Raw genomic sequence first — 20,628 nt, 5'->3', positions numbered from 1 at the left:
CAGGGAGGCAATCCACATGAACGCAATGACGCGTCGCGTCGTCATAGCCACGGCCGCGATCTCGATGGCCGTCTCGCTCTCCGCCTGTGGCAAGGCGGGCGAGGGCGACAAGGCCGACGGCGGTGCCACGAAGGGCGGCGGCGACCTCGGCAAGTCCATCGGTCTGCTGCTGCCGGAGAACAAGACCACGCGCTACGAGACCTTCGACCGCCCCATCATGGAGGCGAAGATCAAGGCTCTCTGCTCGGACTGCGAGGTCAAGTACAACAACGCCGCGCAGGATGTCGAGACGCAGAAGAAGCAGTTCGACGCGCTGGTCACGCAGGGCGTCAAGGTGATCATCCTGGACGCGGTCGACTTCAAGGCCACGAAGTCCTGGGTCACCACGGCCGCGAAGCAGGGCGTCAAGGTCGTCGCGTACGACCGCCTCGCCGAGGGCCCGATCGCCGCGTACGTGTCGTACGACAACGAGAAGATCGGCAACCTGCAGGGCCAGGCGCTGGTCAAGGCGCTGGGCGCCAAGGCCAAGGAATCCAATGTCGTCATGATCAACGGTTCCCCGACCGACCCGAATGCCGGGTTCTTCAAGAAGGGAGCCGAGGACGTCCTGAAGAAGGAGACGAAGAAGATCGTCTACACCCAGGACATCCCGGACTGGTCGCCCGACGAGGCGAACAAGAAGATGGGCGCCGCCATCGACTCCCTCGGCAAGACCGGCTTCCAGGGCGTGTACTCCGCCAACGACGGCATGGCGGGCGGCATCATCACCGCGCTCTCCAAGCAGGGCATCAAGGTTCCCGTCGGCGGCCAGGACGCCGAGCTGGCCGGACTGCAGCGCATCCTGAAGGGCGAGCAGGCCTTCACGATCTACAAGCAGATCAAGCCGGAGGCCGAGACGACCGCCGAGATCGCGGTGAAGATCCTCAAGGGCGAGAAGTTCGACGACCTGGCCCCCACCAAGGTCGACAGCATCTCGGGCGAGTTCACGGGCACCCCCTCCAAGCTCTACGACGCGCAGATCGTGACCAAGGGCGAGATCGCCGGCACGGTCGTCAAGGACGAGGTCTACAAGGCCTCGGACATCTGCACGCCCGAGTTCAAGGCCGCCTGCGACGCGGCGGGCATCAAGTAACTCCCCCTTCCGGTACGTGCGTCGAAGAGCTCCGCACGACCGAGCCGACCCGTACCCGGCAGAGTCGGCGCCCCGCCTTCCCCCTACAGGCGGGGCGCCGGCCGGCCCCCGGCCGGCCCCTTCCTTTGTGCCCCCCCGTGCACCACGCACCACCATCCCCGCCGGTCAGGCGGCGAAGGAGATGATTCACGTGTCCGCTACGCCCGTGCTGGCGTTGCGCGGAGTCTCCAAGCGGTTCGGCGCCGTCCAGGCGCTCACCGACGTAGACCTGGAGATCCAGCCCGGCGAGGTGGTCGCCCTCGTCGGCGACAACGGCGCCGGAAAGTCCACCCTCGTCAAGACGATCTCGGGAGTCCACCCGATCGACGAGGGCACCATCGAATGGGACGGCAGGCCCGTCCACGTCAACCGGCCGCAGGACGCCCAGAACCTCGGCATCGCCACCGTCTACCAGGACCTGGCGCTCTGCGACAACCTCGACGTCGTCGCCAACCTCTTCCTCGGCAGCGAGATCCGGCGTGGCTCGATCCTCGACGAGATCGCGATGGAGAAGCGCGCCAAGGAACTCCTGGACACCCTGTCCATCCGGATTCCGAGCGTCCGCATCCCGGTCGCTTCGCTCTCCGGCGGTCAGCGCCAGGTCGTGGCCATCGCCCGCGCGCTGGTCGGCGACCCCAAGGTGGTCATCCTCGACGAGCCGACCGCAGCCCTGGGCGTCGAGCAGACCGCGCAGGTCCTCGACCTGGTCGAGCGGCTGCGCGAGCGCGGCCACGGCGTCATCCTCATCAGCCACAACATGGAGGACGTGCGCGCCGTCGCGGACACGGTCGCGGTACTGCGTCTGGGCCGCAACAACGGCGTCTTCGACGTGAAGACGACCTCCCACGAAGTGATCATCTCGGCCATCACCGGCGCCACGGACAACGCCGTGACCCGCCGCAAGGCGCGGACCGCCCAGGCTTCGGCCGCGGCCACGGCAACGAAGGAGGACGCGAAGTGAGCGACCTCGCCAAGACCCCCGAAAAGTCCGGCGGCTCCGGTGCCTCCGGTGGTTCCGCCCCCGAGACTCAGAGCGCGCCGGCCGCCCCGGCCGTCGACCCCCGCCTCCTCGTCCGCGAGGAAGGCTTCAAGGGCTACCTGAGCGAGTTCGGCCGCAAGGTGCGCGGCGGTGAGCTGGGCTCGCTGCCGGTGTTCCTGGGACTGGTCGTGATCGCGGTCGTCTTCCAGCTCCAGAACAGCAACTTCCTCTCCGCCAGCTCGATCGCCAACATCGCCGTCTACACCTCCGGCCTCGGCATCATGGCGGTCGGCATCGTCTTCGTGCTGATCCTCGGCGAGATCGACCTCTCGGTCGGCTCGGTCGCGGGCGTCGGCGCCGCGATATGGGCGGTGCTCAACGTCTCCAACGGCTGGAACGACTGGCTCGCCATCATCGTCGCCCTGCTCTCGGGCCTCGCCCTCGGCCTGGTGCACGGCTTCTTCTTCGCCAAGATCGGCGTCCCCGCCTTCGTCGTCACCCTGGCCGGCTTCCTCGGCTGGAGCGGTCTGCAGATCTGGCTGATGGGCAAGGAAGGCTCGATCAACGCGCCGACCGGCAGCATCGTCGAGAACCTGACGGGCTACTACTTCGAGGACAAGTTCGCCGCCTACGGCCTCGCCATCGCGGCGATCCTGGCCTACGCGGGGTCCCTGCTGCTCGACAGCAAGCGCCGCAGGGCCGCCGCCCTGCCGTCCCGCCCGAACAGCGAGATCGCCCTGCGCACCCTCGTGGTCGCGGTGCTGTGCCTGCTCGTCGCGTACGTCCTGAACGAGCCGGTAGGCGCCCGCGGCCTGCCGCTCGCCCTGGTGCTCTTCCTCGCGGTCCTGCTCATCGCGGACTTCGTGGCCCGCCGTACCACCTTCGGCCGCCAGGTCTTCGCGGTCGGCGGTAACGCCGAGGCAGCCCGCCGCGCGGGCATCAGCGTCGACCGCATCCGGATCATCGTGTTCGGCATGTCGGGCCTGCTGGCCGCCTTCGGCGGCCTCTTCGTCGCGAGCCTCTCCGGCGGCGCCACCAAGAGCCTCGGTGCGGGCAACACCCTGATGCTCGTCATCGCCGCCGCCGTCATCGGCGGTACGAGTCTCTTCGGCGGCCGCGGCAAGGTCTGGTCCGCGTTGCTCGGCATGATCGTGATTCAGGCCATTCAGCAGGGCCTGAACATGCTCGGCATGGCGAGCGAGATCCAGTACATGATCACCGGTGCCGTCCTGCTGGCCGCCGTCGTCATCGACTCGGTGTCCCGCCGTACGCAGAAATCCGCAGGTCGCGCTTAGCGCCGCTTAGCAGCCAAACCCGGATGTGCCCGGCACCGACACCCAGGTGCCGGGCACATCCGTGCGCTCATTGATCCAAACGAGTGATGCACGTCGCACAACCCGCCGACCGTCGCCGCGCGAGGAACATTAGACTCGGCAGATCGGCACGAATGTCCAAGCACGCCGGATCAACCGCAAGGAGGCACAGAGATGCAGGTGCCGCGCGAAGCGCGTCAGGCAGGGGTGGTGGCGGGCGACGGGCGGGACCTGCTGACCCGCATCGAGGGACCGCGCGATCTGGACCGGCTGTCCCCGGAGCAGCTGGATCAGCTGGCTGCGGAGATCCGGACCTTCCTCGTCGGCGAGGTGTCCAAGACCGGCGGCCACCTGGGGCCGAACCTGGGCGTGGTCGAGCTGACCATCGCCCTGCACCGTGTCTTCGAGTCCCCGAAGGACAAGGTCCTCTGGGACACCGGCCACCAGAGCTATGTGCACAAGCTGCTCACCGGTCGGCAGGACTTCACCCGGCTGAAGATGAAGGGCGGTCTCTCCGGCTACCCGGCGCGTGCCGAGTCCGAGCACGACATCATCGAGAACAGCCACGCCTCCACCGTGCTGGGCTGGGCCGACGGGCTCGCCAAGGCCAATGAGGTGCTCGGCAAGGACGACGCGGTCGTCGCCGTCATCGGTGACGGCGCCCTGACCGGCGGTATGGCCTGGGAGGCGCTGAACAACATCGCCGTCGCCAAGGACCGCCCGCTGGTCATCGTCGTCAACGACAACGAGCGCTCCTACGCGCCCACCATCGGCGGCCTCGCCAACCACCTGGCCACGCTGCGCACCACCGACGGTTACGAGCGCTTCCTGGCCAAGGGCAAGGACCTGCTGGAGCGCACCCCCGTGGTCGGCAGGCCGCTCTACGAGACGCTGCACGGCGCGAAGAAGGGCCTCAAGGACTTCATCGCCCCGCAGGGCATGTTCGAGGACCTGGGGCTCAAGTACGTCGGCCCGATCGACGGCCACGACATCGAGGCCCTGGAGTCCGCCCTGCAGCGCGCCAAGCGCTTCGGCGGGCCGGTCATCGTGCACTGCCTCACCGAGAAGGGCCGCGGCTACCAGCCCGCCCTCGCGGACGAGGCCGACCGCTTCCACGCCGTCGGCAAGATCCACCCGGACACCGGCCTGCCCATCGCCTCCTCCGGCGTCGACTGGACCTCGGTCTTCGGCGAGGAGATGGTCAAGCTCGGCAAGGAGCGGAAGGACATCGTCGCGATCACCGCGGCCATGCTCCAGCCGGTCGGCCTGGACAGGTTCGCCAAGGCGTTCCCGGACCGGGTCTACGACGTGGGCATCGCCGAGCAGCACGGTGCAGTCTCGGCGGCGGGCCTGGCGACCGGGGGACTGCACCCGGTCTTCGCCGTCTACGCGACCTTCCTCAACCGTGCCTTCGACCAGGTCCTCATGGACGTGGCCCTCCACAAGTGCGGGGTGACCTTCGTACTGGACCGCGCGGGCGTCACCGGTACCGACGGCGCCTCGCACAACGGCATGTGGGACATGTCGATCCTCCAGGTCGTCCCGACCCTGCGGATCGCCGCGCCGCGCGACGCCGACCAGGTCCGCGCCCAGCTGCGCGAGGCCGTCCAGGTCGAGGACGCCCCGACCGTCGTCCGCTTCTCCAAGGGTGCGGTCGGCCCGGCGGTCAAGGCCGTCGGCAAGGTCGGCGGGATGGACGTGCTGCGCAAGCCCACCACCGACGTGGCCCGCCCCGACGTCCTCCTGGTGTCGGTCGGCGCACTGGCGCCGATGTGCCTGGAGATCGCCGAGCTGCTGGACGCGCAGGGCATCTCCTCCACCGTCGTCGACCCGCGCTGGGTCAAGCCGGTCGACGAGGCGATGGCCCCGCTCGCCGAGCAGCACCGCGTGGTCGTCACCGTCGAGGACAACTCCCGTGTCGGCGGAGTCGGGTCGGCCGTCGCCCAGGCGCTGCGCGATGCCGACGTCGACGTACCGCTCCGCGACTTCGGCATTCCGCCGGTCTTCCTGGACCACGCGTCCCGCAAGGAGGTCATGGCCGAGATCGGGCTGACCGCTCCTGACATCGCCCGCCAGGTCACCGGTCTGGTCGCGAAGATCGACGGCCGGCTGGAGAAGGCGACGGCGAACGCCGTGCGCGACTGACCCACCGACCGCAGCGTGCCCGGCGGTACCCGCCGCGGTACTGGCAGCGTCCACCGCATGACCAGCGTGCACCGCATGACCAGCGTGCACCGCATGACCTGCGAAAGAGGCCCTGACCGGCAATAAAACCCGGTCAGGGCCTTTTCGTACGGCTTCGTCCTATTGGGTGAAACCCGAACGCACCTCTCGTGGTCCTGGATGAGTGATCACCATCATTGCGGAGACTCGCTCACTCAAGAGTTGGGCGACAGCCGACAGGCGGAGGTGCGCCGGTGAGCACAGCACAAGGTCCCACCAGCAAGAACAGCAGCAGGAATCCGAACGGACTGTTCCGGACCAAAACGGTCGAACAGTCGATCCAGGACACCGAGGAACCGGAACACTCACTCAAGAAGTCCCTTTCGGCCCTCGATCTCACGGTCTTCGGTGTCGGTGTCATCATCGGCACCGGCATCTTCGTCCTGACCGGCAAGATCGCCAAGGAGACGGCGGGACCCTCCGTCGCGCTGGCCTTCGTCGCCGCGGGCGTCGTCTGCGGACTCGCGGCTCTCTGTTACGCCGAGTTCGCCTCGACCGTCCCGGTCGCCGGCTCCGCGTACACCTTCTCGTACGCCTCCCTCGGTGAGCTGCCGGCCTGGATCATCGGCTGGGACCTGATCCTGGAGCTGGCGCTCGGCTGCGCGGTGGTCGCGGTCGGCTGGTCCGGCTACATGCGCTCACTGCTCGACACCGCCGGATTCCACCTTCCGGACTTCCTGGCCGGCACCCAGGACGGAAAGTTCGGTTTCGACCTGCTGGCCTGCATCCTGGTGCTGGTGATCACCGCGGTCCTGGTCGCCGGAATGAAGCTGTCCTCCCGGGTGACCAGCGTCATCGTCGGCATCAAGGTGACGGTCGTGCTGCTCGTCATCATCGTCGGCGCCTTCTTCATCACCGGCTCGAACTACAAGCCGTTCATCCCGCCGTCCCAGGACACCGAAGGCGGCACCGGGCTCACCGCCCCGCTCGTCCAGGTGCTCTTCGGCTTCACCCCGACGACCTTCGGCGTGATGGGCATCTTCACGGCGGCGGCCGTCGTCTTCTTCGCGTTCATCGGCTTCGACATCGTCGCCACCGCGGCGGAAGAGACCCGCAACCCGCAGCGCGACGTGCCGCGCGGCATCCTCGGCTCGCTGATCATCTGCACGCTCCTCTACGTGGCCGTCTCCGTCGTGGTGACCGGCATGCAGAAATACAGCAGTCTGTCGACGGACGCACCGCTCGCCGACGCCTTCAAGTCGGTGGGTCACCCCTTCTGGGCCGGCGTGATCAGTTTCGGTGCGGCCGTCGGTCTCACCTCGGTCTGCATGATCCTGCTCCTCGGCCAGTCCCGGGTCTTCTTCGCGATGAGCCGCGACGGCCTGCTCCCGAGGACGTTCTCGCACGTCCACCCGCGCTTCGGGACCCCGTACCGCTCGACGATCCTGCTCGGTGCGGTCGTCGCCGTCGTCGCCGGTTTCACCTCCATCGACGAGCTCGCCGAACTGGTCAACATCGGCACGCTCTTCGCGTTCGTCGTGGTCGCGATCGGCGTCGTCATCCTGCGCCGCCAGCGCCCCGACCTGCCGCGCTCCTTCAGGACCCCGCTGGTACCGCTGGTGCCGGCGCTGTCGGTGCTGGCCTCCCTGTGGCTGATGCTCAATCTGCCGACGGAGACCTGGCTGCGGTTCGGCGTGTGGATGCTGATCGGCGTCGTCGTGTACTTCGTGTACGGGAAGAAGCACAGCAAGCTGGGCCTCGGACAGGCGGGCCGGGGACAGGCGGGCCGGGGGAGCGGCACACTCCCGCCGGCTGGGGACACGCGCTGAGGATGCCGCTCGGCCCTCATCAGGCACCCCGGCGCGCATCGCGCGGCGCGGGGCGCCCAGGCGTGCGCCGCCCCCGGCGTGCGTCCAGGTCTGCGGCGAAGCACGCGGAGCCGCGAGGAAGCCATTAGTACGACCATCGTTCCGGCCCTGTGGATGCGCCCCGACGGCGTTCCGCGGGGCCGGATACGTTGGGGGACATGAACACCACCCAGCCTGTGACGACCCGGACCGGGAGCGCGGCCGAGGAGCCCGCCGCCGGGGCCTCCCGGGCCGCCTACTGGCTGCGGCTCCTGCCCCTGCTCGCGCTGACGGCAGTGCTCACCCGCATTCCGTCCTTCCTGCACCCCCTCTGGAACCCGGACGAGGGCTTCCTCGCCGTCCAGGCACGGCAACTGGCCGCGGGCGGCACGCTCTACGACACGGTCGTCGACCGGAAGCCCCCCTTCCTGCCCTGGCTCTACGAAGCCTCCTTCGCGCTTTTCGGCGACGACTCGCTCGTCCCGCTCAAGGTCCTCGCGATCCTGGCGCTCCTCGTCACCGCCGCCCTGCTCGCCTCGCTCGCCCGCCGCCGCTGGGGCGACCGCGCGGGGGCCGTGGCGGGCATCCTCTTCCTGCTGATCTCGGTCGGCATGCCCCCGGAGGACACCCAGGCGGCCTCCTTCGGCCTCTTCATGCTGCCCTGCACGGCACTGGCCGTGTGGTGCGCGGACCGCCGGGCCTGGACCGCGGCAGGTGCGGCGGTCGCCTTCGCGTTCCTGACGAAGCAGACGGGTGGGGCGGTGCTGCTGCCGGTGCTGTGGCTCCTCTGGACGACCGCGGGGACACCGGCGTCCGGGACCCGGCCCGGTGGCCTGCCGGAGACCGGAGCCGTGCGGCCGGCGGCCCGGGCGCCGGGGTGGACGACGGCGCGGTCCCTGGCCCTGCTCCGCACCGCCCTCGGCTTCGCCGTCCCGGTGGCCGCGGTGGCGCTGGCCACCGGCCCGTCCCGCTTCCTCTTCTGGGTCGTCACGGGCTCCGGTGCGTACGCGGACCTCACGGGTTCCGGTCTGCACGCACTCGGCCGCGGCCTGGGCAACACGCTGATCCTGGCGGGCGCCTGCCTCGGACTCCTCGTCCCGCTGCTGCGCCGCCCGAAGGCGCCGGGGGCGGACCTGTGGCTCTGGCTGGCGGCCTCCGCCGTGGCCGTGGCCACCGGCTTCCACTTCTTCGGCCACTACTACCTGCAACTCATGCCGCCCCTGGCCCTCTTGGCCACGGCTGCCCTGCACGCCCTGCCGCGCCGCTGGACCACCGCGGCCCTCACCGTTACCGCGGTCACCTGTACGGCCTTCCTCACCTGGGGATCGGCGGCCCCACGCCCCGAACTGGCGCACGCGCAGCGCGTCGCCGAAGCCGTCCGGGCGCGCACCGCCCCGGCCGACCCGGTCCTGATCTGGGGCATGCACCCGGAGACATACTGGCTCGCCGACCGCACCCCGGCGAGCCGCTACCTCACCGCGGGCCTGCTCACGAACTTCAGCGGCGGCCGGAACGGCTCGCTGGTGGGCGAGCAGTACGGGGTCGAGGGCAGCTGGACCCAGTTCCGCGCCGAACTCGCCGCCCGCCCCCCGAAGCTCATCGTCGACGACTCGCGCGGCAAACCGTACGCACCGGAGCGGATACCGACGCTGCGCGAGGTGCTGCGGGAGGGGTACGACCGGGTGGAGACGGTCGAGGGCACGGACCTCTACGTGCGCCGGGGCACCCAGGGCTGAACGCGCCCCGCCGAGCCGGGCCGAGCCCCGCCGAGCCGGGCCGAGCCGGGCGGGAGCGGGACCCACGGGGGACAACCCCGCACGCCGCAGTGGCCGCGAGGGGGGCGGTTCAGTCCCTGCCCCGCACGGTGCGGGGGCCGACACACCGTGCCCCGTACTCCTCGACCCGTCGGCGCAGTTCGCGGTCGGCGGTGACCACCACGCACTCCTCGTGCCCGCGCTCCGCGACAAGCTCGACGATGCGGTCGTCACCACTGCCGGGCGCGGAGACCACCCGTACCCCGGGCACCGATTCCACGCCGCGCGCTGCGCCCTCCACGACCAGCACGAGGTCGAGCGGCCCCGGCAGCCCGTCGATCCCCTGGGCCGCGTACGCCGGCAGCCGGTCCCGCAGCCGCTCGGCCGCGCCGTGCCGGTCCTTCCACCAGCCGTCGGGCACGGACCCGACGACATTGGCGGCGTCCACGACGAGGAGGGGGAGCGGCGGGGGCGTGAGCGTCATGGAGCCAGCGTCCCACGCCTGCGGCACCGGACAGCGAAGGATCGGGGCAGGGCACGGCGGAGGGCGGGGCGGGGCACGGTGAGGGGGCGGGGCAGGGCGCGGCGGGCGGGGCTCGGCGGGGCACGGCAAAGGGGCCGTGCGGAGTCGAACTCCGCACGGCCCCTCGCACTGTCCAGCGGTTACGCCGGTACGCTCGCCACGCCCGCAGCCAGGAACTTCTTCCCGGTGACGCGCTCGGAGTAGCCCTCGCGGTCCAGGTACGGCGTGATGCCGCCCAGGTGGAAGGGCCAGCCCGCGCCCGTGATCAGGCAGAGGTCGATGTCCTGGGCCTCGGCGACGACGCCCTCGTCGAGCATCAGGCCGATCTCCTGGGCGACCGCGCTCATCACGCGGTCACGGACCTGCTCCTCGGTCAGGACGGAGTCGCCCTGCTTGAGGAGTGCGGCCACCTCGGGGTCGAGCACCGGGGCGCCCGAGTCGTAGAGGTAGAAGCCGCGCTTGCCGGCCTTGACCACGGCGGCCAGGTTCGGCGAGACCGTGAAGCGGTCCGGGAACGCGCGGTTCAGGGTCTCCGAGACGTGCAGACCGATGGCCGGGCCGACCAGCTCCAGCAGGACCAGCGGCGACATCGGCAGGCCGAGCGGCTCGACGGCCTTCTCGGCGACGGCGACCGGGGTGCCCTCGTCGATGACGTTCTGGATCTCGCCCATGAAGCGGGTCAGGATGCGGTTGACGACGAACGCCGGGGCGTCCTTCACCAGCACGGCCGTCTTCTTGAGCTTGCGGGCCACGCCGAAGGCGGTGGCCAGCGACGCGTCGTCCGTCTTCTCGCCGCGGACGATCTCCAGGAGGGGGAGGATCGCGACCGGGTTGAAGAAGTGGAAGCCGACGACCCGCTCGGGGTTCTTCAGCTTCGACGCCATCTCGGTGACCGAGAGCGACGAGGTGTTGGTGGCCAGGATCGCGTGGGCGGGGGCGACCGCCTCGACCTCGGCGAAGACGGTCTGCTTGACCGACATCTCCTCGAAGACGGCCTCGATGATGAAGTCGGCGTCGGAGAAGCCCTCCGCCTTGTCGAGGACGCCGGACACCAGGGCCTTGAGACGGTTGGCCTTGTCCTGGTTGATGCGGCCCTTGCCGCGCAGCTTCTCGATCTCCATGTGGACGTAGCCCACACCCTTGTCGATCCGCTCCTGGTCGATGTCCGTGAGGACGACCGGGACTTCGAGGCGACGCAGGAACAGCAGGGCGAGCTGCGAGGCCATCAGGCCCGCGCCGACCACGCCGACCTTGGTGACCGGGCGTGCCAGGTTCTTGTCCGGGGCACCGGCCGGGCGCTTGGCGCGCTTCTGGACCAGGTTGAAGGCGTAGATGCCGGAGCGGAGCTCGCCGCCCATGATCAGGTCCGCGAGGGCCTGGTCCTCGGCGTCGAAGCCGGCGGACAGGTCACCGGACTTGGCGGCCTCGATGATCTCCAGCGCGCGGTAGGCGGCCGGGGCCGCACCGTGCACCTTGGAGTCGGCGATGGCGCGGCCGCGGGCGACGGCGGCGTCCCAGCCCTCGCCGCGGTCGATCTCCGGGCGCTGCACCTGGAGTTCGCCGCGCAGGATCGCGGAGGTCCACAGCAGCGACTGCTCCAGGAAGTCGGCGCCCTCGAAGATCGCGTCGGCGATGCCGAGCTCGAAGACCTGCTGGCCCTTGAGCTGACGGTTCTGGTTCAGCGAGTTCTCGATGATGACCGAGACGGCCTTGTCGGCGCCGATCAGGTTGGGAAGCAGCGCGCAGCCGCCCCAGCCCGGGACCAGGCCGAGGAAGACCTCGGGGAGCGAGAAGGCGGGCAGCGACTGCGACACCGTGCGGTAGGTGCAGTGCAGACCGACCTCGACGCCGCCGCCCATCGCCGCACCGTTGTAGTACGCGAAGGTGGGGACCGCGAGGCCCGAAAGACGGCGGAAGACGTCGTGGCCGCCCTTGCCGATGGCCAGCGCGTCCTCGTGGCGCTTCAGCAGCTCCACGCCCTTGAGGTCGGCGCCGACCGCGAAGATGAACGGCTTGCCGGTGAGGCCGATGCCGACGATGGAGCCCTCGGCGGCCTCCTTCTCGACCTGGTCGACGGCGGCGTTCAGGTTCGCCAGCGACTGCGGTCCGAAGGTGGTCGGCTTGGTGTGGTCCAGGCCGTTGTCCAGGGTGATGAGGGCGAAGTTGCCCACGCCGCCCGGGAGCGCCAGGTGCCGTACGTGCGCCTGGGTGACGACCTCGTCCGGGAACAGCTCGGCCGCGCCCTTCAGGAGCTCAGTGGTGGTGCTCACTTGTTGTCGCCTCCGTTGAAGTGCGGGTTCTCCCAGATGACCGTTCCGCCCATGCCGAAGCCGACGCACATGCTCGTCAGGCCGTAGCGGACGTGCGGCTGGTCCTCGAACTGGCGGGCCAGCTGCGTCATCAGACGCACGCCGGAGGAGGCCAGCGGGTGACCGAAGGCGATGGCGCCGCCGTACTGGTTCACCCGGGCGTCGTCCTCGGGGATGCCGAAGTGGTCGAGCATGGCCAGCACCTGGACGGCGAAGGCCTCGTTGATCTCGAACAGGCCGATGTCGCCGATGGACAGGCCCGCCTTGGCGAGCGCCTTCTCGGTCGCCGGGACCGGGCCGATGCCCATGACCTCGGGCTCGACGCCCGCGAAGGCGTAGGAGACCAGGCGCATCTTGACCGGCAGGCCCAGCTCGCGCGCGACGTCCTCGGCGGCGATCAGGGAGGCGGTGGCGCCGTCGTTGAGGCCTGCGGCGTTACCGGCGGTGACGCGGCCGTGCGGGCGGAACGGCGTCTTGAGGCCCGCGAGGGACTCCAGCGTGGTGCCCGGGCGCATCGGCTCGTCGACGGTGGCCAGGCCCCAGCCGGTCTCGCCGGCCTCGGCGTTCGTACGACGCACCGAGACGGGGACCAGGTCGGCCTGGATCTTGCCGTCCGCGTACGCCTTGGCGGCCTTCTCCTGCGAGCGCACGGCGTACTCGTCGGCGCGCTGCTTGGAGATGCCCGGGTAGCGGTCGTGCAGGTTCTCGGCGGTCATGCCCATGAAGAGGGCGGACTCGTCGACCAGCTTGTCGGAGACAAAGCGCGGGTTGGGGTCCACGCCCTCACCCATGGGGTGGCGGCCCATGTGCTCGACGCCGCCCGCGAGGGCGATGTCGTACGCACCGAAGGCCACGCCGCCCGCGACGGACGTCACGGCGGTCATCGCGCCGGCGCACATGCGGTCGATCGAGAAGCCGGGGACGCTGGTCGGCAGTCCCGCCAGGATCCCTGCGGTACGGCCCAGCGTCAGGCCCTGGTCGCCGATCTGGGTGGTCGCGGCGATCGCGACCTCGTCCACGAGTGCGGGGTCCAGGTCCGGGTTGCGGCGCAGCAGCTCCCGGATCGCCTTGACAACGAGATCGTCGGCCCGGGTCTCGTGGTAGATGCCCTTCGGGCCCGCCTTGCCGAACGGGGTGCGGACGCCGTCGACGAAGACGACGTCCCTGACGGTACGAGGCACGATGGCTCTCCTCCAGGTGCGGGGTGGCACTGCTGCACGTGCGGAGACACCGAGTGGGCGTACCGCACGACCCCATGCTACTTACGAGTAACCAAGCTGCCCACCCTTCTCGTCCGGAGCGGCGAAGGTCACACTCGGCAGTCGGCGTACGAAGTGCGCCCGGATGGCGGAAAGCGTGCGGTGGTGCCGGGCCGCGGTGTGGCATCGGGTGGCCGCGCCGGGCGGTCCGGGCGGTCGCCGGTCAGCGGGTTCGCGGTCACCGGCCGCCTCGCCCCGTACGGAATTCCGGCCCTTTCGGTTCCCTTTCGCGGCCGGAAAATTGGTCTGGACCATACTCCCCGGTAGCCCTTAGGCTCGCCACAAGATCGTGCGCCCTACGGCCGCGAAGCCCCCCTCACCTGCCCATTTCCGCTGTGCCGTGCCTGCTGATGGGAAATGACCATGCTCGACTTAGTGGTGGTTCTGAGGGCCGAGGACGCGGTCCTCGACTTCCTCTCCGTACTCACCGGCCAGAGCGGTGAGCAGCCCCGCGAGACCCGGGTGCTGTGCTGCGACACCGGCCACTGGATCACCCTGCCGCCCGGCGGCACCCCGCACGAACGACTGCACGCTCTCGCCCCGCACGTACGCCGTCCGGACGCACCCGCCCAGTCGCCCGGGGAAGAGGCGCTGACCGCGCTCCTCGCCGAGGCGGCCGAGGCAGCGGGAGGTGGCCCGGCCCGGATCTGGACCCACTCGCCCGCGGACAACCGCCGCAGCAGGGGCAGCCTCGGCAGGGACGTCGCCGCCGCCGGTCACGGACTTCCCGTGCGGCACGCCGTCGGCTACTCGCCGTTCCTCCAGTTCGTCAGCGACGAGGACCGCCCGCTGGACAGGTCCCTGGTCGCCGCCAAGCTGGACTTCGTCAACCGGCACTGCGGGGCGCTGCTGGACAGCGACTCGCCCGACTTCATGATCTACACCGCGCGGGTCCCGGCCACCGAGCGCTTCTTCGCGGCGGGCGACCCCCGCGAGCGGGAAGGCCTGTACGCCCTGCTGGCCAGCCTCGACGAGGAGGCCGCGACGGTCGCCGACCCGTGGGAGTTCGACAGCTCCGCCTACGAACGCGCCCGGCTCGACGCCACCACCGCCTGGGTCGCCGGGCACCGTCTGCCCGGCGACGGACCCCTGGTCGAGGTGGGTGCCTGCGAGGGTGCCCTCACCGCCCGGCTCGCCGCCAAGGGGTACGCGGTCGACGCGACCGAACCCAACGCCCTCTTCAGGGAACGGCTCGCCCAGCGGGTCGAGACCGGCTCGGAAGGCGTACGGGTCCACCCGCACGACCTGGCCGACCTCGCCGTGGGGACCGGGGCGCAGGGCCTGCCGGGAGCCGCGTACCTGCTGATCGAGATGCTCTACTACGGCCAGGACCTCGCCCTGCTGGACGACCTGCCCACCGGCCTCGTCCTCCTCGCCCTGGAGCCCGCGGCACTGGCCGAACGGGTACGCCCGTGGCTGGCCACCACGTCCCGCTGGGAAGTCGCCGAGGAGACCGTCCTGGTCGCCCCCGCACTGGAACCGGTGTGCGGCGGCCGCGCCTACCTGAGCAAACGGGGCAGCATCGGCCTGGCCCTGCGCCGCAGGGAGGGCTGAGGGGGGAGGGGCGGGGGCCGGCGGGTGTCCGGCTGGGGGGCTGAACGGGGTGGGGGGTCGGCTCGGATCCGGGCCGACCGCCGGGGCCGGGGCCCGCCGCCGGGCTCGAGACCGCAGCCGCGCTTGCCGGGTCCGCAGGTGGGCTTGCCGGGTCAGGCCCGGGGCTCAGGGTCCGGGGCTGCGCGTGGGGCCCTGCGCCTGGCCAGTCCCAGGGCCCGGGATCACATGGCCCTCGCGTGCCGGATGCGCTCCGTCCGGCGCCTTCTCGCCTTTCGCCACCACCTTCGCGGGTTCGCGCGCCCCCCTCGCAGGCCGTCCGTGCAAGCGGGCCCCTTCGTGCCGGGCACCCGCGTCCCGTACTCGCGTCCCGCGCCCGGAGTGGGCGTCCGGCCCCTCTGCACACCGGCCCGGAGCCCGCGCGACCATTCCGCCCCCCTCCGAACCCGCAGCCATCCACCGTCCCACCCCACCTCAACCCGAGCCGGTCGCCCGCCGGAGCGCCCTTCCGGCATGCGCCGGGGCCGGCGGTTCCGAGACGGACATGTGCCGGGGCGCAGGCGTGGTACCGAGCCCGGCCGGTGCGAAGAACGGCAATACCGAGGCCAGTTGGTGGCGACATGGCGCCTGCACCGACGCGCCGGGCCGCGGCCTGAGCGCGGCCGACCCCGGTCCGGCCGACCCGGCACCGGGCCACTGACCGCTTCCGCAACCGGCCCCGCCGGACGGGCCCCGTGCCGACGTCAACCCTCCTCCCGAACTCCAGAAACCCCGAACCCCCAAATCCCCGAAGGTGTACCTGCCGTGACCGTGAGCTCTGCCGATTCACTCGTGTCCCTGGTGAACGCATGCCTGATGCCCGCGTACGACGGGCGGACCCCACCCGACTGGATCAAGCGTGCCCTCGACCGGGGCCTCGCCGGGGTGGGCCTCTTCGGGACCAATCTGCTTCCGGCCGGCGGCCCCCTGCGCGAGGACATCGTCGACCCGTTGCGCGCGGTACGGCCCGACGCGCTGATCGCCCTCGACGAGGAGGGTGGCGACGTCACCCGGCTCGACTACCACCGGGGCAGCATCTACCCCGGAAACCACGCCCTCGGGGCCGTGGATGACACCGCGCTGACCCGGCAGGTCGCCGAAGCCATCGCCGACGACCTGCTGGCCACCGGCATCAATCTCTGCCTCGGACCGTGTGCGGACGTCAATTCCCGGCCCGCCAACCCGATCATCGGCGTACGTTCCTTCGGTGCGACCCCCGACCTGGTCGCCCGGCACACCCGGGCCTTCGTCGAGGGACTCCAGGGGCGCGGCGTGGCCGCCACCCTCAAGCACTTCCCCGGACATGGCGACACCGGCACCGACTCGCACGACTGGCTGCCCGACATCCCCCGCTCGCTCGACGCGCTGCGCGTCCAGGAACTGCCGCCGTTCGCGGCGGGCGGTACGGCGGGAGCCAAGGCCGTGATGACCGGACACATCCGGCTTCCCCAGCTCGACGACCTGCCCGCCACCCTCAGCCGCCGCGTCGTCACCGGACTGCTGCGTGAGGAACTCGGTTACGACGGTGTGGTCATCAGCGACGCGCTGGAGATGGCCCCCGTCCGGGACCGCTGGGGCTTCGGCGGGGCCGCCGTGCTCGCCTGGACGGCGGGCGTGGACCTGGTCCTGCTCGGCGCGACGGACGGGGAGAAGCTTCTCCCGGAGGTGTACGACGCGGTCGAACGCGCCCTGCTCGTTGGGGAATTGACGGTCGACCGCCTGGAGGAGGCCGCCGCCCGCATCGCCGCCCTGCGCGCCTGGGCCACCCCCGCCACCACCCCTCCTCCGCGCCCGCCCGCCGTCGAGGGCATCGGACTCGCCGCTGCCCGGCGTGCGCTGGCCGGGGTGGCGTTGCCCGCACTGCCGCTCGCCGGCCCCGCACATGTCCTGCGGCTCGGGGCGGGGACCAACATGGCGGTGGGGGAGGCCCCGTGGGGGCTCGCCCCGAGCCTGGAGCGCCTCGGCCGCCTCGCCTCCGCGACCGAGGTGGAGCCGGGCACCGACCCCGACCGCATCCCGCTGCCCGACGGCGACGGCGCGGGGAGCGCGTCCCTGGTCGTGGTCGTACGGGACGCCGTGCGCGACCCCTGGCAACAGGAGGTGCTGGCGGCCCTGCGGGCGCGGCGACCGGGCCTGATCACGGTCGAAATGGGACTGACCCCCGTACCGCCACCCGAACACCCGACCCTGCTGACCCGAGGCGCCGGCCTGGCCAACGCCATGGCCGCAGCAGAAGCCCTCACCGGCCACCCCTGCACCACCCCCCTCCGCACCTGACCCGCCACCCCCAACTCCCGCCCCACCCACACCGGAGACCGCATGCCCCCCGCCCCCACGCCGCCCCGCACCCCCACCCCACCCCCGTACGACACCTGCCTCGGCCTCGGCTACCACTGCGAGTCCACCCACCAGATCCGCCGCCTCACCCGCAACCACCGTGCCCACTTCTTCGACTGGCTCGACCTCGACTTCGAGTCCGTCCTCACGCTCCTGGACACCGACTTCAGGGACGTACTGCTGCCCGGCAGCACGGAGCCCTTCAGCGACGGCCTCTGCGCACACGACCGGGGGACAGGCATCCGCTTCTTCCACGAGTTCCGCTCGGCCGCCGAGGGCGATCCGCTCACACAGGCCGACATCGAGCGCCAGATTGCCTCTGTGCGGGCCAAGTTCCTGCACCTGGCGGAACGCTGGCGGGAACTGGGCCGCTCACCGGCCCGGGTGCTGTACGTGCACCACGACGCCTTCGACGAACTGGCGGACACCGATCTCGGCCGGCTGCGAGAAGTGTTGGAGCGCCGCCACCCGTACCAGCGGTTCGCGGTGCTCTGGCTGCGCCGCACCCCGCCCGCAAGCGTCACCGCGCTCCCACCGGGCGTCGTGTGGGACACGGTCCCGGAGGTACCGGGGCGCTGGGAGGGGTCCGACGAGGCATGGGACCGCGCCTTCGCCGCCCTGGACCCGCAAACCCTGTGGCCCGCCTCCCCTTCCTGACCACCTGATCACCTGCCCAGCAACCAGCAACCAGCAACCACCACCGCCCCCGAAGGGACCCCGCATGCCCGAATCCCCGCACCGCCCCTGGCACACCGTCGTCCTCTCCCCCCACTTCGACGACGCCGTCTTCTCGCTCGGCGGCCTGCTCACCACACTCCCCGGCCCCGTCGCGGTCGTCACCGTGCACGGGGGCGCGCCCGCGTCCGAGGCGCCCGTTTCCTGGTGGGACGGCATCTGCGGGTTCTCCTCCGCGCAGGAGGCCCACCGGGCCCGGGTGGCCGAGGACGCCGCGGCGTGCGCCCGGCTCGGCGTCACCCCCGTGGTGCTTGACCACCCCGACGGCCCCTACGCCGACGGCGGCGAACTCACCGGCCTGGACGCCTTCCTCAAGGAACTCCCCGCCACCACGCAGGTGTGGGTGCCGCTCGGCAGCAACCAGCCCGACCACGAGAAGGTACGGCTGCGTGCCATGAGCGTGCTCGCCGGGCTCGGCGCCCCGCTGCCCTGCGTCTACGCGGACCTCCCGTACACCGGGCACCTCCCCGAGTGGGCCACCGACGCCGCGAGCGGAGCCCTCGCCCGGAGCCCGATGTGCGGCCTCGCCTACCAGGAGATGCTGCGCACCCACCGCACCACCGTCCGCCACGACCTCCGGCTGACCGACGCCCAGTGGTCCGCCAAGCGCGAGGCCGTCCAGTGCTACGCCTCCCAGCTCGCCCCGCTCGCCGCCGACCACGGCAACTTCCTGGCCCGTACAGGCCCCCTGCGCGCCGAGCTCGTCTGGTCGCTGGAACCGGCGTGCTGAGCCCGGCCGACGGCTCCGGGCCGGGCGCGGGGAGCGAAGGCCCCCACGACTCCCGCCCCCCGGTGCTCGTGGCGGACGCCCTCGTCAAGGAGTACGCGCGCGGCCGAGCCGTCGACGGCGTCACGCTGAGCGTCCGGGCCGGCGAACGCCTCGGCCTGCTCGGCCCGAACGGGGCGGGCAAGACCACCACCCTCCTGATGTGTCTCGGTGCGGTCGAACCGGACGCGGGCAGCGTGCGGATCCTTGGCCATCAACTGCCCGGCAGCAGGGCCCGCGCCATGCAGGGCGTCGGCTTCGTCGCCGGATACCTGCCGCTGCCCGACCGGATACGGGTCAGCGAGTACCTGCGGCTGTACGCGGACCTGTACGGCCTGCGGGACCCGCACGCCGCGGTCGCCGAGGCACTGGAGAGGTTCGGCATCGGGCACCTCGCCGCGGCCATCGGCACGCAGCTCTCCAGCGGCCAGCGCACCCTGGTGGGCATCGCCAAGGCGGCCCTGCACCGGCCCAGGCTGCTGATCCTCGACGAACCCACCGCCTCCCTGGACCCGGACATCGCCCTGCGCGTCCGTACCGCCCTGCTCGCCCTGTCCGCGGAACGCGGCACCGCGCTCCTGGTCACCAGTCACGACATGACCGAGGTGGAGCGGCTCTGCGAACGCGTCGTCTTCCTGCACGGCGGTCGCATCGCGGCCGACGGCGCACCCGCCGAAGTGGCGCGCACCTTCGGCCGCAAGGACCTGGAAGGGGTCTTCCTCCACCTGGCAGCCGAGCGCGACCGAGAACGCGCCCGGGAGAGTGACCGCGGGCGCGACCCGGAGACCGACCGCGAGCGCGACCGAGAAAGGGCCTCCACCCCGTGACCAGCCCCGGCACCCCCACCGAGCCGCACCCGTACGAGAGCCCCACCGAGCCGCACCCGTACGAGAGCCCCACCGAGCCGCACCCCTACGAGGGCCCCGCCCTGCGCACCCCCGCCAGCGCCTCCGCCCACCGGGTGCTGGCCGTCGCCCGACGCCACTGGCTGGTGCTCAGACGCAGCCCGCACCGCTTCTTCGACGTCCTGGTCTGGCCCCTCGTCGACACCCTGCTCTACGGGTCGATCGGCCTGTTCGCAGCCGAGGCCGCGGGCGAAGGGCCGTCCGCCACGACCACGGTCGCCGTCTACCTGCTCAGCGGCACCGTCCTGTGGCACCTGGTCCACCAGACGCAGATCTCACTCGCCACCGGCTTCCTGGAGGAGACCTGGTCCCGCAACGTGCTGAGCCTGCTGGCCACCCCGATGCGCGACTGGGAGTACCTCGCCGGCGTCGGCCTCTTCGCCCTCGCACGCACGGCCGCCAGCACCTTCGCGGTGGCCGCGCTCGCCTTCGCCGCGTACGCCTTCGACGTCACCCGGCTCGGTCTCGGCCTGATCCCGGTGGCCGCCCTGCTGCTCGCCTCGGGATGGGCGGTGGCGCTCCTGGTCGTCGGTCTGGTGCTCCGGTACGGCAGCGGGGCCGAGGCCCTGGTCTGGGGTGCGCTGTCCGTGGTGATGCCGCTGTCCGGGGTCTTCTACCCGGTCACCACCCTGCCGGGGGTGCTGCAGCCGGTCGCCCAGATCCTGCCGACCACACATGTCTTCGCCGTCGGCAGGACCCTGGCCTCCGGCGGCGCGATGCCCTGGGGAGAACTCGCGGTCGCGGCCGCCGGTACCGCCGTACTGATCCTGCTCAGCCTGCTCGCCCTGCGCCGTATGCTGCGCACCTTCCGCAAGCGGGGCCTGGTGACCCGCTACTCCTGAGCCACCAACGGGAGCACGGACCGAAAGGCCCGTCACGAGAGGCGCGCCCGGGCTACGTCGGCGACCCGCGCCGCCGGACACGGCGCGGGCCCGTCCGGGGCGGGCCCGCCCGCCCCGGACGGCTCACTCCACCGA

Annotated in this window: 15 protein-coding genes; 12 read left to right on the top strand and 3 right to left on the bottom strand. The window is 71.4% G+C overall.

Annotated elements, in window-relative coordinates; translation table 11 throughout:
- Nucleotides 1–16 precede the first annotated feature (16 nt).
- From ACFWVV_RS00355 to ACFWVV_RS00330, 6 genes are all read left to right on the top strand, one after another.
- Complete coding sequence (locus ACFWVV_RS00355; RefSeq protein WP_384344066.1) at nt 17–1,132, top strand: substrate-binding domain-containing protein; 1,116 nt, start codon at nt 17–19, stop codon at nt 1,130–1,132.
- A 181-nt stretch (nt 1,133–1,313) separates the two neighbouring features.
- Nucleotides 1,314–2,132: an ATP-binding cassette domain-containing protein gene (locus ACFWVV_RS00350; protein WP_384344069.1), complete on the top strand. Its 819-nt coding sequence runs from the start codon at nt 1,314–1,316 to the stop codon at nt 2,130–2,132.
- Nucleotides 2,129–3,445, top strand: a complete 1,317-nt coding sequence (locus ACFWVV_RS00345; protein ID WP_384344072.1) for a sugar ABC transporter permease — start codon at nt 2,129–2,131, stop codon at nt 3,443–3,445. Before ACFWVV_RS00350 ends, ACFWVV_RS00345 begins: the two co-directional genes overlap by 4 nt.
- Nucleotides 3,446–3,637: 192 nt before the next feature.
- On the top strand, nt 3,638–5,608 hold the full coding sequence (gene dxs / locus ACFWVV_RS00340; protein ID WP_384344075.1) for a 1-deoxy-D-xylulose-5-phosphate synthase: 1,971 nt from the start codon (nt 3,638–3,640) through the stop codon (nt 5,606–5,608).
- A 272-nt stretch (nt 5,609–5,880) separates the two neighbouring features.
- Nucleotides 5,881–7,455 carry an amino acid permease gene (locus ACFWVV_RS00335; protein WP_384344078.1) on the top strand — a complete coding sequence of 525 codons (1,575 nt, stop codon included), beginning with the start codon at nt 5,881–5,883 and terminating at the stop codon, nt 7,453–7,455.
- Between the two features lie 197 nt (nt 7,456–7,652).
- Nucleotides 7,653–9,209 carry a glycosyltransferase family 39 protein gene (locus ACFWVV_RS00330; protein WP_384344081.1) on the top strand — a complete coding sequence of 519 codons (1,557 nt, stop codon included), beginning with the start codon at nt 7,653–7,655 and terminating at the stop codon, nt 9,207–9,209.
- A gap of 109 nt (nt 9,210–9,318) precedes the next feature.
- On the opposite strand, the gene ACFWVV_RS00325 is transcribed toward ACFWVV_RS00330, so the two are convergent.
- The 3 genes from ACFWVV_RS00325 to ACFWVV_RS00315 form a co-directional block, all read right to left on the bottom strand.
- Nucleotides 9,319–9,711 (bottom strand): NTP pyrophosphohydrolase, encoded by a 393-nt coding sequence (locus tag ACFWVV_RS00325; protein WP_384344084.1) that lies wholly within the window; start codon nt 9,709–9,711, stop codon nt 9,319–9,321.
- Between the two features lie 179 nt (nt 9,712–9,890).
- On the bottom strand, nt 9,891–12,020 hold the full coding sequence (locus ACFWVV_RS00320) for a 3-hydroxyacyl-CoA dehydrogenase NAD-binding domain-containing protein (RefSeq protein WP_384344086.1): 2,130 nt from the start codon (nt 12,018–12,020) through the stop codon (nt 9,891–9,893).
- A complete protein-coding gene (locus ACFWVV_RS00315) occupies nt 12,017–13,240 on the bottom strand; it encodes a thiolase family protein (protein WP_384344088.1) in 1,224 nt (407 codons plus the stop codon). The genes ACFWVV_RS00320 and ACFWVV_RS00315 overlap by 4 nt, the downstream gene beginning before the upstream one ends.
- 441 nt (nt 13,241–13,681) lie before the next feature.
- On the opposite strand from ACFWVV_RS00315, the gene ACFWVV_RS00310 reads away from it, so the two are divergent.
- The 6 genes from ACFWVV_RS00310 (at nt 13,682) to ACFWVV_RS00285 (ending at nt 20,493) form a co-directional block, all read left to right on the top strand.
- Nucleotides 13,682–14,872 (top strand): SAM-dependent methyltransferase, encoded by a 1,191-nt coding sequence (locus ACFWVV_RS00310; RefSeq protein ID WP_384344159.1) that lies wholly within the window; start codon nt 13,682–13,684, stop codon nt 14,870–14,872.
- 801 nt (nt 14,873–15,673) lie between these two features.
- On the top strand, nt 15,674–17,185 hold the full coding sequence (locus ACFWVV_RS00305) for a glycoside hydrolase family 3 protein (RefSeq protein WP_384344090.1): 1,512 nt from the start codon (nt 15,674–15,676) through the stop codon (nt 17,183–17,185).
- 42 nt (nt 17,186–17,227) lie between these two features.
- The gene (locus ACFWVV_RS00300; protein ID WP_384344092.1) at nt 17,228–17,902 is read left to right on the top strand and encodes a papain-like cysteine peptidase; all 675 of its coding nucleotides are present in this window, start codon (nt 17,228–17,230) and stop codon (nt 17,900–17,902) included.
- Between the two features lie 64 nt (nt 17,903–17,966).
- Entirely contained in the window at nt 17,967–18,710 is a 744-nt protein-coding gene (locus tag ACFWVV_RS00295; protein ID WP_384344095.1) for a PIG-L deacetylase family protein, read from the top strand.
- Entirely contained in the window at nt 18,704–19,573 is an 870-nt protein-coding gene (locus tag ACFWVV_RS00290) for an ABC transporter ATP-binding protein (RefSeq protein ID WP_384344098.1), read from the top strand. Before ACFWVV_RS00295 ends, ACFWVV_RS00290 begins: the two co-directional genes overlap by 7 nt.
- Complete coding sequence (locus tag ACFWVV_RS00285; protein WP_384344101.1) at nt 19,570–20,493, top strand: ABC transporter permease; 924 nt, start codon at nt 19,570–19,572, stop codon at nt 20,491–20,493. Before ACFWVV_RS00290 ends, ACFWVV_RS00285 begins: the two co-directional genes overlap by 4 nt.
- Nucleotides 20,494–20,628: the final 135 nt, after the last annotated feature.

The organism is Streptomyces sp. NPDC058663 (genome assembly GCF_042716745.1).
GTDB lineage: Bacteria > Actinomycetota > Actinomycetes > Streptomycetales > Streptomycetaceae > Streptomyces.
The sequence above is the reverse complement of the archived record's forward strand: the minus strand, read 5'-3'. Positions and strand labels throughout refer to the sequence as shown.

Bases quoted from the DNA above. Each gene is read 5' to 3' on its own strand.
- ACFWVV_RS00295 (WP_384344095.1), top strand. From the start codon at position 17,967: ATGCCCGAATCCCCGCACCGCCCCTGGCACACCGTCGTCCTCTCCCCC.
- ACFWVV_RS00325 (WP_384344084.1), bottom strand. From the start codon at position 9,711: ATGACGCTCACGCCCCCGCCGCTCCCCCTCCTCGTCGTGGACGCCGCC.
- ACFWVV_RS00310 (WP_384344159.1), top strand. From the start codon at position 13,682: ATGCTCGACTTAGTGGTGGTTCTGAGGGCCGAGGACGCGGTCCTCGAC.
- ACFWVV_RS00355 (WP_384344066.1), top strand. From the start codon at position 17: ATGAACGCAATGACGCGTCGCGTCGTCATAGCCACGGCCGCGATCTCG.
- ACFWVV_RS00300 (WP_384344092.1), top strand. From the start codon at position 17,228: ATGCCCCCCGCCCCCACGCCGCCCCGCACCCCCACCCCACCCCCGTAC.
- ACFWVV_RS00350 (WP_384344069.1), top strand. From the start codon at position 1,314: ATGATTCACGTGTCCGCTACGCCCGTGCTGGCGTTGCGCGGAGTCTCC.
- ACFWVV_RS00330 (WP_384344081.1), top strand. From the start codon at position 7,653: ATGAACACCACCCAGCCTGTGACGACCCGGACCGGGAGCGCGGCCGAG.
- dxs (WP_384344075.1), top strand. From the start codon at position 3,638: ATGCAGGTGCCGCGCGAAGCGCGTCAGGCAGGGGTGGTGGCGGGCGAC.